The sequence below is a fragment of the Allofournierella sp. CML151 genome, from assembly GCF_027853465.1.
Classification (GTDB): domain Bacteria; phylum Bacillota; class Clostridia; order Oscillospirales; family Ruminococcaceae; genus Allofournierella.
The window spans coordinates 68696-85091 of record NZ_JAPNNW010000004.1; the positions used below are offsets into that span (position 1 = coordinate 68696).

The window sequence follows — 16396 nt, forward strand, 5'->3', positions numbered from 1 at the left end:
GAACCACTATCTTTTTTAGAAGGATTGTATCATGGCATATTCACTGTTGGAACGAATCAACAGCCCGCAGGACCTGAAGAAGCTTCCTGCCGGGCAGCTGGCGCCCCTGTGTGAAGAGATCCGGGCGTTTCTGATCGAGAGTGTTTCCAAAACCGGAGGCCATCTTTCCTCCAATTTGGGCACAATCGAGCTTACGGTTGCAATGCACCGTGCCTTCACCACCCCCATGGATAAGATTGTATTTGATGTGGGGCATCAATGTTATACCCATAAGCTTTTAACCGGCCGCCGGCAGCAGTTCGATGTACTGCGTAAGCTGAACGGCCTTTCCGGCTTTCCCAGCCCGCGCGAAAGTGTACACGACGCATTTATCGCAGGCCATGGCAATACGGCCATCTCGGTGGCCATTGGCATGGCACGGGCCAAAAAGCTGAAAAACGAGCCCGGCAAGGTGATTGCTCTGGTGGGTGACGGTGCTTTCACCGGCGGTATGGTATACGAGGGCATGAACAATATCGATACCCTCAATAACCTGATTGTAATTTTGAACGACAATAAGATGTCGATTTCCAAAAATGTGGGCTCGCTGTCCCGTTATCTCACTGTATTGCGCACGAACCCGGAATATAACCGGGCCAAAGCCAATACAGAAACCATCCTGTCGGCGATTCCTCTGCTGGGTTCGCCCCTGGTGCGGGCACTGCAGGGCGGTAAGGCGTTGTTGCGCCGCGGCTTGTACCACTCCACCATGTTTGAAGAAATGGGCTTCCAGTATCTGGGCCCTGTGGACGGACATGACGTGATCAAGCTGACTGAGCTTTTCCAGAACCTGCACCATCAGACTGCGCCTGTTTTTGTGCATGCAGTCACTGTAAAGGGAAAGGGCTTTAAGCCTGCTGAGGAGAACCCCGGGGAGTTCCATGGTGTCTCTTCCTTTGATCCCTCCCATGCGCTGGACCCGGATGTGGCCCCTGCCGCTTCCTTCTCCACCTGCTTTGGACAGCATCTGGAGGCCCTGGCCGAAAGCCGTACCAATGTGTGCGCAATCACTGCGGCCATGAAATACGGTACCGGGCTGCAGTATTTCTACCGGCATTTCCCAGACCGCTTTTTCGATGTGGGCATGGCAGAACAGCATGCGGTAACCTTTGCCGCAGGTCTGGCCAGCCAGGGAATGCTGCCTGTGGTAGCCATTTATTCCACCTTCCTGCAGCGGGCCTATGACCAAATGATCCACGACGTGTGTCTGATGGATCTGAATGTGGTGTTCGCAGTGGACCGTGCCGGACTTGTTCCCGGTGATGGTGAGACTCATCAGGGAATTTATGACCCTGCATTCTTCCGTCAGATCGGCATTCCTGTCTACTCTCCCTGCAACTATGCAGAACTGACCTACTGGTTGGAATATCTGCTGGACCAGGGCAAGGGTCCCCGTGCCATCCGTTATGCGCGTGGTGGGGAACCGGAAACGCTTTCTTTGCTGGGGTGCAGCAAACAGCCTTATGATGTGTATAAGGCCGAAGGCCCTGCCAAGACAGCTTTTGTCACCTACGGCACTCTGACTGCCGAGGTGCTGAAGGCGGCACAGCTGCTGAAGCAGCAGGGAACGGACGTGGATGTATACAAGCTTGTGCAGATCAATCCGCTTCCCGATGGACTGTGTGAGGAGCTGACTCGCTACGACCATATTCTGTTCGCAGAAGAATGCATGGAGCAGGGCGGAATCGGCGATTCTCTGGGCGCTGCATTGTCGGAATACCGCTGGCCGGGTCATCTGACTCTGCGTGGCGTTCACAGCGGCCGCGCAATTCCTCACGCTTCTGTAGCGGAGCTTCGAGAAGTTCTTGGGCTGGATGCTTCCAGCCTTGCGAATGCAATAGAAAGGGACTGAGCATTTGAAAATTCGATTGGATCAATACCTGTGCCAGAACGGTCTGGTGCAAAGCCGGGAACGGGCTAAAGCTCTGATCATGTCCGGCATTGTGTTTGTAAATGAGCAGAAGGCCGATAAAGCTGGCGAGATGATTTCCCCGGATGCAAAGGTGGAAGTACGCGGCCATGACATCGGCTATGTAAGCCGCGGCGGTCTCAAACTGGAAAAAGCCATGCGTGCGTTCCCGCTGACTCCGAACGGAAAAGTCTGCATGGACATCGGCGCATCCACCGGCGGTTTTACCGATTGCATGCTTCAGAACGGTGCACGCAAAGTGTATGCGGTGGATGTGGGTTATGGCCAGCTGGCCTGGAAGCTGCGCACCGACGAGCGTGTTGTGAACATGGAACGGACCAATATTCGGAACGTTACCCTGGACATGCTGGAAGAGCCGGTTGAATTTTTCAGCGTGGATGTCTCGTTTATTTCTTTGAAGCACATTTTCCCGGTAGCGCAGGCAGTGACCGCCGATCACGCCACCGGTGTATGCCTGGTCAAGCCTCAGTTTGAGGCAGGCCGGGAAAAGGTGGGCAAAAAAGGCGTTGTACGTGAACCGGAAACCCATCGGGAAGTAATCCTGCAGGCCGCGGGTTATGCAGCCGCTAACGGTTTTTCCGTGCTGGGGCTGGACTATTCTCCCATCAAGGGACCGGAAGGAAACATTGAGTTCTTGCTGTTTGTGGAAAAAGCTGCAGACCAGCCGGTTCTTTTGCAGGAAGAGCTGGCGGATCAGGTAGTTAGCGCCGCGCATGGAGCATTGGATCTGTAATGTCCAGAAAGGTCTGCGAAAGGAACGATCCGCATGACTGTTTTTATTATTCCAAACACAACAAAACCCCGGGCACGCACTGTGACTGCTCAGGCTGTACGGATTCTGCACAGCGCCGGAGCAGATGTAATTCTGGCCATCGGGTCTGATGTAAAAACTTTGCCCGGTGTGCGTTATCTGCCCCAAGAGCAAGCATTCACTGAATGCGATGTGGTCATTACAGTGGGCGGCGATGGCACCATTTTGCACACCGCCAAGGATTGCCTGGAATACGACAAGCCGATTCTGGGCATTAATTTGGGTCGGATGGGCTTTCTGGCCACCTGCGAGGTAAATGAAATGCAGGCCAAGCTCACCCGGCTTGCCAAAGGTCAGTTCCAGTGCGACAAGCGGATGCTGCTGAACGCCATTGTGGACGATGATGTGTCCCATGCACAAACCGCCTTGAATGATGTGGTGATTTATAAAGGGCATCGGCTTCAGACCATCGACTTCAACATTTACTGCGATGCAATCCTGGTAAACCATTGCTCCGGAGACGGTGTAATTATCTCCACCCCCACAGGGTCTACCGCATATTCACTTTCCGCCGGGGGACCGATCCTGGACGCACACATTGAAGGAATTGTGGTCAGCATGATTTGCGCCCACAGCCTGCACCAGCCATCCATGGTTTTTGCGGCTGACCGGTGTATCCGCATCGAAGTAAACGCCAAAGGTCGAAATGAGATCTTTATCAGCACAGACGGGGAAGAGGAGAGCCTTCTGCGGGACGGTGGTCATGTGGAAGTGGAGCTTTCCCGCCAAAGTATTCGTCTGGTCACCTTTAGCCTGGCTGATCAGTTTGACGCTATCGACAGAAAATTACGAGGGAGGTAACGCCGGTGAAAGGTGAACGCCATAACAAAATTCTTGAATTGATCCAGCAGCACGCAATCGACCGGCAGGAAGATCTGCTGCGCTATTTGAAGGACGCCGGCTTCCAGGTCACCCAGGCCACAGTATCCCGGGATATTCGGGAGCTGCATCTGGTCAAGGTGGCCGCAGGGGGCGGGCAGTACCGCTATGTATCCGCAGCCGCAGCCGGCAGCCAGCAGGTACATTCGCCGGGCCGGTTCGAAATGATTTTTCGGGAGTCTGTACTCAAAATTGACTATGCAGGTCACACCGTTCTGGTCAAATGCTTTTCCGGCATGGCCAACGCCGCCTGTGAACTGTTCGACTCCATGAAATGGGAGGAAGAGGTCGTTGGCACTCTTTCCGGCGACGACACCTTCCTGATCCTGATGCGCACCGAGGCAGACGCCCAGCATCTGTGCCAGACCCTGAGCCAGTATGTGGCCAAGCGCTGAGTGGAATGCAATCACAGGAAGGGATTGATCGGGTTCCATGTTAACCTCATTACGAATTGAAAATGTTGCAGTAATTGAAAAAGTTCAGGTACAGTTTACCGCCGGACTGAATGTTCTGACCGGTGAAACCGGCGCAGGTAAGTCGATTCTGATCGACTCCATCAGCGCTATTCTGGGCAACCGGATCAGTCGTGATCTGGTGCGCACCGGTGCACCGAAAGCCTGCATCTGGGCCACCTTTGACCAGCTGCCCAAACAGGTGAAGATGCAGCTGGAACAGGCCGGCTACGACGCAGGTGAAGAACTGCTGATCTATCGTGAGATCACCGCGGAAGGAAAAAGCCATTGCCGCATCAACGGCATGCCCGCCACCGTGTCAGTCCTGCGGGATATCACCGCCGGTCTGATCAATATTCACGGCCAGCACGACAGCCAGGGACTGACTGACCCTTCAAAGCATCTGGGGATTCTGGATGCCTTCGCTCAGAATCAAAACGAATTCAACGCTTACCGCAAGGTGTATAAGGAACTTATTGCGGTGAAACGGCAGGCTGATGCACTTCAGTTAGATGAAGCTGAAAAACAGCGAAAGATGGAACTTTTGCGTTTTCAGTTGAATGAAATTGAAGATGCTGCTTTGCAAATTGGCGAGGAAGAACGGCTGATTGCCCGCCGTCAGATTGTTTCCCACGCACAAACCATTCTGGAGCAAATTGCTTCGGCTCACAGTGCGCTTTCCGGCGGAGATGAGTTTTCCGGCGCTGCCGACCTGCTGGGCGGCGCAAATGGTTCGTTGGAGCAGGCTGCCGTTCTGGATGAGTCTTTGCAGCCTCTGCAGGAACGACTGGCGGATTTGTATTACAATGCCCGGGAGCTTGCTGTGGATCTGGCCTCCCGACTGGATGATTACGGTTTTGATCCGGCCGAACTGGACCAGCTGGAACAGCGGCTGGATACCATCTACCGGCTGAAAAACAAATACGGGGCCGACTCGGTGGAGGAACTTCTGCACATGGCAGAGAAATCCCGCGAGGAACTGGAACATATTGAGCGTGCAGATGAGACGCTGGAGCAGCTGAATCAGCAAAAGCAGGCATTGTACAAGGAAGCAAAACTTCTGGCGGAAAAGCTCACCCAAACCCGTCTGAACGCCTTTGAACGGATGGAACAGCAGCTCGTGGAAGCATGTACCTTCCTGAACATGCCCGGCACCCGGTTTGTGCTGCAGCACAGCCGCGGTCCTCTGGCAGGTTCCGGTCAGGATACCGTGGAATTTTATATTTCCACCAACCTGGGTGAAGCACCGAAGCCTCTGGCGAAGATTGCGTCCGGCGGCGAGCTTTCCCGCATCATGCTGGCACTGAAAAGCGCGCTGGCGGAAAAGGATGCCATTCCCACGGTTATTTATGACGAGATTGACACTGGCGTTTCCGGTCTTGCTGCTGGACGAATCGGTGAGAAGCTTCGCCAGACCTCCAAGGGTCGGCAGGTGCTCTGCATCACCCACACCGCTCAGATCGCCGCTCTGGCCACCAGCCATCTGCTGATTCAGAAAAATGTGGAAGGGCAGCGCACCTTCACGCAGATCCATCCTCTGGACCAGGCAGGCCGCGTGCAGGAGTTGGCACGCATTATTTCCGGCGACCACATCACCGATCTGAGCCTGGCCAATGCCCGGGAGATGCTGTCGCTCTAACTCTTGACAACGCAAATGCTTTGCGCTATACTGCTAAATGTCAAATGCAACGACGGGAACGAGTAATTGCTCCGTTTGCGGCACAGAGAAGCCCTGGTTGGTGAAAAGGGCAGCGCGGCAAGCAATGAATACCTCCCTGAGCAGCAGGCTGAACGCTCTGTGGCAATTAGGCTGTGCCGTGTGCGCCCGTTACCGCGCAGGAGTGTATATTTCGCACTCCGCAAGGCCCGTTTTCGTGAGGAGCGGGCGAACAGAGGTGGTACCGCGATTCTTTTCGCCCTCTGCCAAATTTAAATTTGGCAGAGGGCTTTTTCTATGCCTTTTGCCGCAAAGACACAGGAGGAAACACAATGACTTTGTACGACGAACTGGTTGCCCGCGGCCTGGTTGCCCAGGTAACCGACGAGGAAGAGATCAAAGACCTGATCAACAACGGTAAGGCTACCTTCTACATCGGCTTTGACCCCACTGCCGACTCTCTGCATGTGGGCCATTTCATGGCTTTGAACCTGATGCGCCGGATGCAGCGCGCAGGCAACCGCCCCATCGCCCTGATCGGCGGTGGCACTGCCATGGTGGGTGACCCTTCCGGCCGCACCGATATGCGCAGCATGATGACCACCGAAACCATCCAGCACAACTGCGAATGCTTTAAAAAGCAGATGAGCAAATTCATCGACTTCTCGGACGGAAAGGCTCTGATGCTGAACAACGCCGACTGGCTGATGAAACTGAACTACATTGAACTGCTGCGGGAAGTGGGCCCCTGCTTCTCGGTCAACAACATGCTGCGGGCAGAATGCTACAAGCAGCGCATGGAGAAGGGTCTGTCCTTCCTGGAATTCAACTACATGATCATGCAGTCTTACGACTTCTATCACATGTTCCAGGAGCTGGGCTGCAATCTGCAGTGCGGTGGCGATGACCAGTGGTCCAACATGCTGGGCGGTACCGAGCTGATTCGTCGCAAGCTGGGTAAGGATGCCTACGCCATGACCATCACTCTGCTGCTCACTTCGGAGGGCAAGAAGATGGGTAAGACTCAGAAGGGGGCCGTATGGCTGGACCCCGAAAAGACCAGTCCCTACGAGTTCTACCAGTACTGGCGCAATGTGGATGACGCCGATGTTCTCAAGTGCCTGCGTATGCTCACCGATGTTCCTCTGGAAGAGATCGACGCAATGGCCGATTGGGAAGGCAGCCAGCTGAACAAGGCGAAGGAGCTGCTGGCCTTCGAGCTGACCAAACTGGTTCACAGCGAAGAGGAAGCCACCAAGGCGCAGGAGACCGCTCGCGGTCTGTTCAGCGGTGCAGCTGATATGGCCAATATGCCCAGCACCACTCTGACCGCCGATCAGCTGCAGGACGGCCGCATCGGCATCCTGGACCTGATGATGGCTGCTAAGCTGGTTCCCAGCAAGCGTGAAGCCCGTCAGCTGATCCAGCAGGGCGGCATTCTGCTGGACGGTGAGAAGGTTTCCGATCCCACTCTGCCTGTCACTGCCGAGCAGCTGGCAAACGGTGTTGTAATCAAGAAGGGCAAGAAGACCTACCACAAGGTTCAGCTGTAAGCGACTGTCTCGGGAACATAAATCCTCAGCAAACGCATTAAAGTGGCGCATGGCTCTATGTAAGGCCATGCGCCGCTTTTCTATATGCAAAAAAGGACGGGGCTTTTACCCCGTCCTTTTTTCCGTTTACAAATTTCCGATTCTGGAAAGCTTTGCGTATTCGCCATTTTGTGCAATCAGTTCATCGTGTGTGCCCTGTTCCGAAATTCCTCGATCGGACAAGACATAGATCCGGTCAGCATTGCGGATCGTAGACAACCGATGCGCAATAACAATCGATGTGCGGTTCTGTTTCAACCGCTCAATGGATGCCTGGATAATTTCTTCGCTCTCGTAATCCAGTGTACTGGTGGCTTCGTCCAGAATCAGAATCTTGGGATTTTTCAAAAAGATCCGCGCAATACTGATCCGCTGACGCTGCCCGCCGGAAAGCATAATTCCTCTTGTGCCGACGATGCTGTCATACCCATGCTCCAGCGAAAGGATGAAGTCGTGAATATTCGCCAGTTTGGCAGCCTCCACAATCTCTTCATCCGTAGCATCCTGCCGCCCGTAGCGGATATTCTCCCGGATTGTTCCGTTGAAAATGTAAACCTCCTGCTGGACGATACCAATGTGTTTTCGCAAATCTCTCAACACCAGGTCACGGATATCGACACCATCGATCCGGATCTGTCCCGCACAGACATCATAGAAACGGGCAACTAGGGAAGCGATGGTCGTTTTTCCAATGCCGGATGCCCCGGCGAAGGCCACGGTCTGACCGCTCTGAATTCGGAAGGAGACATTTTCCAGCACATTATCCTGCGAGTCTTCATAATGGAACGAGACCCTATCGAAAACAATATCCACGGTCGGATCAGGCAGGGGGACTGCATCTTCTTTTTGCTGCACTGCCGGACAGATTTCCATCATATCCATAAAACGGATAAAGCTTGCTTTGCCTTCCTCAAACAGCCGCATAAAGTTCAGCATGGTACGGATGGGTTCTGCAAGGCTTCCGGCATACAGCAGGAAGGTTACCAGAACTGCTGCGTTCAGGCTTCCCCGTGCAATGAACAGAGAACCGAAAATCACCACCATCATGGAAAGGAATTGCGGATACGCGTCCACTGTTTCATAAAAACAGGCTTCCAGCTTGTAGAAGATGCACTTACTCTTGGTATAACGTGCGTTCTGCTGCTGGAAACGCTTTGCATGCTCAGCCTCTTTTCCAAAGGCTTTCACCGTGCGTATGCCTGCAAGAGTATCCTCTGCATATTCGTTCAGCTCAGAAAGGTGCTGCTTGTTTTGAAGCAGACAGCGTTCCATTCTTTTATCCGTATAATAAGCAGCGATGGCCAGAAATGGTAATGCCAGAAAAACGATCAGCGTCAGGGGCACATGAATGCTGAGCATGATGATGAATGCCCCAACAAATTTGATCAGCGTCATCAGCAGATCTTCCGGCGCATGATGGAAGAGCTCGGTCATGTTGGTCAGATCGTTGGAAAGAACAGTCATCAGCTTTCCCGTACTGTTTCTTGCATGGAAATCAAACGACAGGGATTCATAGTGGCGGAACAGCTCGGTGCGCATGGTTTCCTCCATCTTCGCACCCATGGAATGACCAAAGTATGCATACGTGATGTTGCTGATCACCTTTACCACAGTCAATACCACCAACAAGCAGGCGGCGCTGATAAGCTTACTTTTGGTGCTACTGTCCCAACGGGTAAGGACCTCACCGGTCAGATAACCGGAAACCAGCGGAAACAGCAGAACGCTGCAAGCGCTGAGTGCTGCAAAAAACATATCCATGAGAAATATGTTCCGGTGCGGCTTGTAAAGGATAAAAACTTTCGGGCACGTTGTTTTGTAAACTGAGACTTCATTATGTCCTCCAAAATGATTCCGGAGGGCTTATTTGAAAATGACCCTCCGTGTGGTAGATTTCATCATTTTCTTGGTTGCTTTCATTTGAATAAACTCCTTTCTATTAAAATTCTTGCTTCATTATAGCACCGGTACACTTCCGTATCAATTCATCCAATAAAAAAACTCCCGTACAGCGGTATTCCACTGTATGGGAGTTCCTGGTTATGCAGGAAGTGCCAGAAATTCCGGGTCCACATTCTCCTGAAGCATCGAGGTGATATAGCTGAGCGAAAAGCCCGGGAAGTTACCGCGTACGCCGTGGGCTGCGGCAAGCTCATCGGTGTAATCCCTGAGCAGATACATTCGGATATTGGCATAATGCGCATCGTAGTGGTTGACCGTTGGATAGAACAAAGGGTCCTGAATCACCGTGCTGACAGTGCCATCCGGCTGAGTAGTTTTTTCCACCGTAAACGTAAGGATCATGCCCACCATCGTGTCAGCTGTGGACTGTGCATTCAAAAAATTCCCCAGGGAATAGGCCACAAAGGCCTGCCGTCCATCCGCTGCAGTGAGCCACTGTGCTGTCTGCACCACATGGGGATGGGTACCGATAATTACATCAGCGCCCCAATCCGCCATTTTCTGCGCCAGATCCTTCTGCGTCTGTGTGACCGAGTGACTGCCCTCAACACCCCAGTGTACGCTTACCACCACCAGATCCGCTTCGCTGCGGGCCTGTTCCAGCAGCTGCTGCATCACATCCAGCTCACTGGTGTAAATCACATGGGCAGGTGCATCAGCGGGTGTATTGATTCCATTGGTGTGTTCCGTAAATCCCAGATAGGCGATCTTCACACCATCCACTGTTTGGATCACCGGCGCAGTGGCATCGTCCGTATACAGCCCGGCGGTTATCACATCCTCCGGCATGGCGGACCAAAAGTCCATTGTTGCCTGCAGGCCCTGCGCGCCTTTGTCATAGGTGTGATTGTTGGACAGATTGAACGCACGAAATCCCAGGTCGTACAGCTGCCGCCCCATATCACCGGGCGTGGAAAAGCAAGGATAGGTACTGGGCTCCAATGTATCCGTCACAAGTGTTTCCTGGTTGATCCAGTTCACATCAAAATCACTGTAAAAGGACTTCACATTTTCATAGCAGTAGGAAAAATCGTAACCGTCCGATCCATTTGCCTGTGCCCGCCGCTTTGCCTGTTCATAGATGCCGTTGTGGATCAGATTATCGCCGGTAGCAGAAAAGCGAAGTGTCTGTACCTGCGGCCCGGGTGTTGGGGTAGGGGAGGAGAGGGGCGCTTCCTGCTCCTGTTCCAGCCCTGATTGAGCAAATGTGTGCTGTGCCTCTGTGCTATTCCTGAAAAACCACACTGCGCAAAGCAGCAGGCAGCATACAGAAACCAGCATCAGAACTGCAGCAATTGTACGTTTCATAATAACCTCACAGCAGAGAACGCATCAAATCCTTCATGTCGTAAAGGCCATTTTTCTGGCTGGTGAGAAAAACTGCCGCGTTGATCGCACCATTGGCGAAAACCGCGCGAGATCCGGCACTGTGTGAGAGGGTGATCACCTCATCCGGACCACAGAACAGAATTTCGTGGTCGCCTACGATGCTGCCGCCACGAATCGCATGCAGACCCAGCTCATGAGGGTCCCGCTTCTGGCGTACGGAATGGCGGTCATAAACATAGTGATACCGGTTGCCCGTGGCTTTGTTGATCTCATCTGCCAGAAGCAGAGCGGTTCCGCTGGGAGCATCCACCTTGTTGTGATGGTGCTTTTCAATGATCTCAATGTCGTAATCCATCCCCAGCGCCTGAGCGGCCTTCTGGGCCAGCTCTGCCAGCAGATTGATACCCATAGACATGTTGGCACTCTTGAAAACCGGGGCTTTTTCTGCTGTCTGCTGAATCAGCTCACTGCATTCTTCATCCAGTCCGGTGGTGCACACCACACAGGCGGTGCCGGTGCCCTGGCAATAGCGCAGCATAGATTTCGTGGCCTCAGGGGTAGAGAAGTCGATGATTACATCCGCCTTTACATTCAGCTCCTCCAGGCTGGCTGCCACCGGAATCGGGCCGCTTTGTGCAGAAACATCCACGCCACCCACAATCCGGCAGTCATCCCGCTGGGCAATCAGGTCGCACAGTACCTTTCCCATCCGTCCATTGATACCTTGAATGATAATATCCGTCATTTTTCGTACTCCCTTTTGTAAAAATGCCCGGCGGAAGCGCAGGTGCGGCAAACAGCTTACGCCGTTGCATCTGCGGCCAGCCGCCGGGCAGAAATTCATCAAATATAATCAGTTTGTTTTGAATTTGAATCAGAGCAAACCGGTATCCCGCAATGCCTTTTCGATTCGTGCCAGATTTGCTTCACTGGGCTCAACCAGAGGCAACCGGCAATCGCCGGCATCCCACCCCAGCATATTCATTGCAGCCTTCACGGGAATCGGATTTACATCGCAGAACAGCGCGCTGCACAATTCGCTGAGCTCCAACTGCATCGCCGCGCTCTCTTTGGTTTTGCCATCGAACCAGAGCTGGCACATCTGGTGCATCTGGGCGGGAGCCACATTGGCCGCCACTGAAATCACACCTTTTCCGCCAACCGAGAGCAGGGGAACCACCTGATCATCGTTGCCGGAATACAGCGGCAGCTCCTCGCCGCACAGCGCCGCAATCCGCACCACCTGAGCAATGTTGCCGCTGGCTTCCTTCAGGCCTCGGATCATGGGATGACGGGAAAGCTCCAATGCAGTTTCCGGTTGAATGTTCACACCGGTACGGGAAGGCACATTATAGATGATGGCAGGCAGATCGGTGGAATCCGCAATGGTGAAAAAGCTCTTCACGAGCCCGGTTTGACTGGTCTTGTTGTAGTAGGGGGTAACCAGAAGCAGTGCGTCCGCGCCCAGTGCAGCAGCTTCTTTGGACATCATCACCGCATGGGCAGTGTTGTTGGACCCGGTTCCGGCAATCACCGGAACACGGCCCTGCACTGCTTCCACCACGCAGCGGATGCACTCCAGATGCTCGTCGTCCTCCAGCGTAGCGGATTCACCTGTAGTCCCACACACGACCAGCGCGTCCGTGCCGCTTTCCACCTGAAACTCGGCCATCTTTTTCAATTCCGCAAAATTCACGGAGCCATCGTCGCACATCGGGGTAATCATGGCAACCGCACTTCCGGTGAAAATAAGCTCTTTCATCGCTGTCATCTCCTTTGGTTCAAATCAATTGGTTTAACTCAATCCAGATAGCCCTTCGCCGCCAGCAGCTCTGCCAACAGTACGCCGCCGCCGGCAGCGCCCCGCAGGGTGTTGTGAGAAAGGCATACAAACTTATAATCGTACTGGGTGTCTTCACGCAGACGGCCGATAGAAACCGCCATACCATTTTCCAGATTCCGGTCCAGCTTGGTTTGCGGGCGGTCATTTTCCTCAAAATAGTGCAGGAACTGCTTGGGTGCACTGGGCAGCTCCAGACGCTGCGCCTCGCCCTGGAAAGAAGCCCACCGCTCCAGAATCTGCTCCTTGGTGGGCTTCTTCTCAAAGCTCATGAACACGGCAGCCATGTGGCCGTCAGAAACGGGGATACGCAGGCACTGGGCAGTGATGGCAGGGGAGGAAGCCTTCACAATGCAGTCCCCCTCCACATGGCCCCACAGCTTCAGAGGCTCCTGCTCGCTCTTTTCCTCCTCACCGCCGATGTAGGGGATGCAGTTATCCACCATTTCCGGCCAAGTCTCAAAGGTCTTGCCTGCGCCGGAAATTGCCTGATAGGTGCATACCAGCACATTCTTCAGGTCGAACTCCTCCCGCAGGGGATGAAGCGCGGGAACATAGCTCTGCAGAGAGCAGTTGGACTTCACGGCAATGAAGCCGCGGGTGGTGCCCAGACGGCGGCGCTGTGCCTCGATGATTTGAGCGTGATCTGCGTTGATCTCCGGTACGATCATGGGCACATCGTCGGTAAACCGGTTGGCGCTGTTGTTGGAAATCACCGGGCACTCTGCCTTGGCGTACGCCTCTTCCAGAGCCTTGATCTCATCCTTTTTCATGTCTACAGCGCAGAATACGAAGTCCACCTTTTGGGCAACTTCCTCCACGTGGGAAGCATCCATTACAACAAGCTTTGCAGCATTCTGCGGCATCGGAGTCGGCATGGCCCAGCGGGCGCCAACGGCTTCCTCATAGGTCTTGCCCGCAGAACGGGGAGACGCAGCCACGACGACCAGCTCGAACCAAGGATGGTTCTCCAACAAGGAAACAAACCGCTGACCAACCATTCCGGTGGCGCCAACTACACCAACTTGATACTTTTTCATCGCTTACATCATCCTTTCCGTTTCCCTCCCGGCATTTTTAATCTTATGCCGGACCCCTTTGGGGTTATATCCGAACAATACCGCCGGATATAAAAAAAACCGGCTTGAAAACCGGCAACGTATGCAATATAATAAATTAGATTGCATAACACATGCACAGCGGTTCTGTGCTTTGTTCTAACTATAGCATTGCCGGCAGGTAATGTCAATGTAAGGAGAGGCAATATTTCTATGCTGAAAAAAGATTTCTGGTTCGACCTGCCGCAGGAATTGATCGCGCAGGAACCCTGCAGTCCCCGTGATGCCGCCCGGCTGATGTGCCTGGACCGTTCCAACGATCAGATCCAGCACCGTATCTTCCGCGATCTTGTGGATCTGCTGGAGCCCGGCGACCTTCTGGTAGTAAACAATTCCAAGGTTTTGCCGGCCCGTCTGATTGGTCAGAAGGAACACACCGGTGCGGTGTGTGAGCTGCTTCTGCTGCGGCAGGAAAGCAACGACGTCTGGGAGTGCCTGGCGCGCCCCGGCAAGCGGCTCAAACCCGGTATGCGCATTCTGTTTGGCGACGGCTCCCTGATTGCCACGATTCAGGAAACCAAGGAGGACGGCAACAAGCTGGTTTCCTTCGAGTACAACACCCAGACCCTTTACGAGAAACTGGACGAGTTCGGCAAGATGCCGCTTCCTCCCTATATCACCAAGCAGTTGGAGGATCAGAGCCAGTACCAGACCGTATACGCCAAGGAACTGGGCAGTGCGGCGGCACCCACCGCAGGCCTTCACTTCACCCCGGAACTGATGCAGAAGCTGAAGGAAAAGGGGATCGGCATCACTGAGGTTACCCTGCACGTGGGTCTTGGTACCTTCCGCCCGGTCAAGGAGGACGAGATCGAGGATCATCTGATGCACTCGGAGTGGTACAGCGTGAGCGAAGAGACCGCCCGGCTCATCAATGAGACCAAGGAAGCCGGTCACCGGGTCATCGCCGTCGGCACCACCAGCTGCCGTACTCTGGAATCGGTGGCTGCCAAGTACGGCAAAATCCAGGCCTGCAGCGGCGACACCAGCATCTTCCTGTATCCCGGCTGCAAGTTCCTGTGCCTGGATGGTCTGATTACCAATTTCCATCTGCCGGAAAGCACCCTGATTATGCTGGTCAGTGCCTTCTACGGCTACGAAAAAACCATGGCAGCCTATAAAACTGCTGTGGAACAGCGTTACCGCTTTTTCAGCTTTGGCGATGCCATGCTGATTCTTTGATTGTATAACTTATTCAGAAAGGAGCTCGGTTTATGCCCTATCGCTTGCTGAAAACCGAACACAACGCCCGGCGGGGCGAATTCGAAACCGTTCACGGCACCGTTCAAACCCCTGCATTCATGAACGTTGCCACGGCAGCTGCCATCAAAGGCGGTTTGAGCGCGTTCGATCTGAAAGACATCCACTGCCAGGTCATGCTGTGCAATACCTACCATCTTCATCTGCGCCCCGGCGATAAACTGGTAGCCGAGATGGGTGGCTTGCACAAGTTCACCCGCTGGGATGGTCCGATCCTCACCGACAGCGGCGGATTCCAGGTATTCAGCCTTTCCAAGCTGCGCAAGATCACCGAAGAGGGCGTTACCTTCAACTCCCATCTGGACGGTCATAAGATCTTTATGGGCCCGGAAGAAAGCATGCAGATTCAGGCCAACCTGGGTTCCACCATTGCAATGGCCTTTGATGAATGCGTGGAAAACCCGGCGGAGTACAAATACTCCAAGGCCAGCTGTGATCGCACTGTCCGCTGGCTCAAGCGCTGCAAGGCCGAAATGGAACGCCTGAAACGGGAGGGCCTGGCAGTCAACCCGGATCAGATGCTGTTCGGCATCAACCAGGGCTGCACCTATGAGGACCTGCGTGTGGAGCATATGAAGCAGATTGCCGAGCTGGATCTGGACGGCTACGCCATTGGTGGCTTGGCCGTGGGTGAGCCCGCTGAGGATATGTACCGCATCATCTCTGCGGTAGAGCCTCATATGCCCAAGGATAAAATCCGCTATCTGATGGGCGTCGGCACTCCCGGCAATATCATCGAAGCCGTTTCCCGCGGTGTTGACCTGTTCGACTGCGTCATGCCCAGCCGCAATGCCCGCCACGGTCACCTGAATACCTGGAGCGGCATCATCAACATCAAGAATCTGAAGTATCAGAAGGACGAAGGTCCCATTGATCCGGAATGCGATTGCCCGGTTTGCCGCAACTTCAGCCGCGCTTATCTGCGCCATCTGTTTAAAGCCGACGAGATGTTGGGTATGCGCCTTGGCGTAATGCACAACCTGTATTTCTACAACCGGCTGATGGAACGCATCCGGCAGGCTCTGGACGAAGGCACCTTCCAGGAATTCCACGACCGCTACGTAACCCTGCTGGACACTCGTATCTGACCAAATCTTCCTGTTCACAGGCTTGCATATCCGCTCGTTATCAGCTATAATAAACTTATTCGATTGAATTCGAGAGGAGTTTACAACACATGGCACTGAATCTTTTGAGCACTTCCACCGACGCAATTTCCTTCTATAGCCCGTTCCTCATGATCCTGGTCATGGTGCTGTTCATGTGGCTGTTCATTTACCGGCCCCAGAAGAAGCAGCAGCAGAAAGAGACCGAGATGCGCAACTCTCTGGAGATCGGCGATGAGGTTACCACCATTGGCGGTATTGTTGGCCGCGTGGTTGCCATCAAAGAGGACACCTTCGTTCTGGAGACCGGCAGCGACCGCACCAAGATCCGTTTCCGCCGTGCTGCGATCCAGTCCATCGAAAAGCTGAACATGGAAGCTACTCAGACTTCCTCCAAGTAAGCACGCATATAAAAACACCC

14 protein-coding genes and 1 other annotated feature are annotated in these 16396 nt (G+C 53.8%); of the genes, 9 read left to right on the plus strand and 5 right to left on the minus strand.

Annotated features, from left to right (window positions below):
- The first annotated feature begins 31 nt into the window (after window positions 1–31).
- The 6 genes from dxs to tyrS all read left to right on the plus strand — a co-directional run bounded on the left by dxs (window position 32) and on the right by tyrS (window position 7321).
- Entirely contained in the window at window positions 32–1891 is a 1860-nt protein-coding gene (gene dxs, locus PH256_RS04340) for a 1-deoxy-D-xylulose-5-phosphate synthase (protein WP_270913138.1), read from the plus strand.
- 4 nt (window positions 1892–1895) lie between these two features.
- Window positions 1896–2702, plus strand: coding sequence for a TlyA family RNA methyltransferase (locus tag PH256_RS04345; RefSeq protein ID WP_087184020.1), 807 nt, complete (start codon window positions 1896–1898; stop codon window positions 2700–2702).
- 81 nt (window positions 2703–2783) lie between these two features.
- Complete coding sequence (locus PH256_RS04350; RefSeq protein ID WP_270913139.1) at window positions 2784–3581, plus strand: NAD(+)/NADH kinase; 798 nt, start codon at window positions 2784–2786, stop codon at window positions 3579–3581.
- Window positions 3582–3586: 5 nt separating this feature from the next.
- Window positions 3587–4054, plus strand: coding sequence for an arginine repressor (locus PH256_RS04355; RefSeq protein WP_270913140.1), 468 nt, complete (start codon window positions 3587–3589; stop codon window positions 4052–4054).
- A 37-nt stretch (window positions 4055–4091) separates the two neighbouring features.
- Window positions 4092–5750, plus strand: a complete 1659-nt coding sequence (gene recN, locus PH256_RS04360; RefSeq protein WP_270913141.1) for a DNA repair protein RecN — start codon at window positions 4092–4094, stop codon at window positions 5748–5750.
- Between the two features lie 40 nt (window positions 5751–5790).
- Window positions 5791–6035: a binding site (T-box leader), on the plus strand.
- Between the two features lie 65 nt (window positions 6036–6100).
- Complete coding sequence (gene tyrS, locus PH256_RS04365) at window positions 6101–7321, plus strand: tyrosine--tRNA ligase (RefSeq protein ID WP_087184016.1); 1221 nt, start codon at window positions 6101–6103, stop codon at window positions 7319–7321.
- Window positions 7322–7447: 126 nt separating this feature from the next.
- On the opposite strand, the gene PH256_RS04370 is transcribed toward tyrS, so the two are convergent.
- The 5 genes from PH256_RS04370 to asd form a co-directional block, all read right to left on the minus strand.
- Window positions 7448–9121, minus strand: coding sequence for an ABC transporter ATP-binding protein (locus PH256_RS04370; RefSeq protein ID WP_270913142.1), 1674 nt, complete (start codon window positions 9119–9121; stop codon window positions 7448–7450).
- Window positions 9122–9400: 279 nt separating this feature from the next.
- A complete protein-coding gene (locus PH256_RS04375; protein ID WP_270913143.1) occupies window positions 9401–10630 on the minus strand; it encodes a CapA family protein in 1230 nt (409 codons plus the stop codon).
- A gap of 7 nt (window positions 10631–10637) precedes the next feature.
- A complete protein-coding gene (gene dapB / locus PH256_RS04380; protein ID WP_270913144.1) occupies window positions 10638–11396 on the minus strand; it encodes a 4-hydroxy-tetrahydrodipicolinate reductase in 759 nt (252 codons plus the stop codon).
- Between the two features lie 129 nt (window positions 11397–11525).
- On the minus strand, window positions 11526–12413 hold the full coding sequence (gene dapA, locus PH256_RS04385) for a 4-hydroxy-tetrahydrodipicolinate synthase (protein ID WP_270913145.1): 888 nt from the start codon (window positions 12411–12413) through the stop codon (window positions 11526–11528).
- Window positions 12414–12451: 38 nt separating this feature from the next.
- Complete coding sequence (asd, locus tag PH256_RS04390; protein ID WP_270913146.1) at window positions 12452–13531, minus strand: aspartate-semialdehyde dehydrogenase; 1080 nt, start codon at window positions 13529–13531, stop codon at window positions 12452–12454.
- Between the two features lie 231 nt (window positions 13532–13762).
- Between asd and queA the strand changes: the two genes are divergently transcribed.
- From queA to yajC, 3 genes are all read left to right on the plus strand, one after another.
- Window positions 13763–14791 carry a tRNA preQ1(34) S-adenosylmethionine ribosyltransferase-isomerase QueA gene (gene queA, locus PH256_RS04395; RefSeq protein WP_087184010.1) on the plus strand — a complete coding sequence of 343 codons (1029 nt, stop codon included), beginning with the start codon at window positions 13763–13765 and terminating at the stop codon, window positions 14789–14791.
- 32 nt (window positions 14792–14823) lie between these two features.
- A complete protein-coding gene (tgt, locus tag PH256_RS04400; protein ID WP_087184009.1) occupies window positions 14824–15957 on the plus strand; it encodes a tRNA guanosine(34) transglycosylase Tgt in 1134 nt (377 codons plus the stop codon).
- Window positions 15958–16046: 89 nt separating this feature from the next.
- Window positions 16047–16376, plus strand: a complete 330-nt coding sequence (gene yajC, locus PH256_RS04405) for a preprotein translocase subunit YajC (protein WP_270913148.1) — start codon at window positions 16047–16049, stop codon at window positions 16374–16376.
- The last annotated feature ends 20 nt before the right edge of the window (window positions 16377–16396 follow it).

Coding starts and splice junctions, on each gene's coding strand:
- recN (WP_270913141.1), top strand. CDS start 4,092: ATGTTAACCTCATTACGAATTGAAAATGTTGCAGTAATTGAAAAAGTT.
- PH256_RS04375 (WP_270913143.1), bottom strand. CDS start 10,630: ATGAAACGTACAATTGCTGCAGTTCTGATGCTGGTTTCTGTATGCTGC.
- queA (WP_087184010.1), top strand. CDS start 13,763: ATGCTGAAAAAAGATTTCTGGTTCGACCTGCCGCAGGAATTGATCGCG.
- dapB (WP_270913144.1), bottom strand. CDS start 11,396: ATGACGGATATTATCATTCAAGGTATCAATGGACGGATGGGAAAGGTA.
- asd (WP_270913146.1), bottom strand. CDS start 13,531: ATGAAAAAGTATCAAGTTGGTGTAGTTGGCGCCACCGGAATGGTTGGT.
- tyrS (WP_087184016.1), top strand. CDS start 6,101: ATGACTTTGTACGACGAACTGGTTGCCCGCGGCCTGGTTGCCCAGGTA.
- tgt (WP_087184009.1), top strand. CDS start 14,824: ATGCCCTATCGCTTGCTGAAAACCGAACACAACGCCCGGCGGGGCGAA.
- dxs (WP_270913138.1), top strand. CDS start 32: ATGGCATATTCACTGTTGGAACGAATCAACAGCCCGCAGGACCTGAAG.
- dapA (WP_270913145.1), bottom strand. CDS start 12,413: ATGAAAGAGCTTATTTTCACCGGAAGTGCGGTTGCCATGATTACCCCG.
- yajC (WP_270913148.1), top strand. CDS start 16,047: ATGGCACTGAATCTTTTGAGCACTTCCACCGACGCAATTTCCTTCTAT.
- PH256_RS04370 (WP_270913142.1), bottom strand. CDS start 9,121: ATGGATATGTTTTTTGCAGCACTCAGCGCTTGCAGCGTTCTGCTGTTT.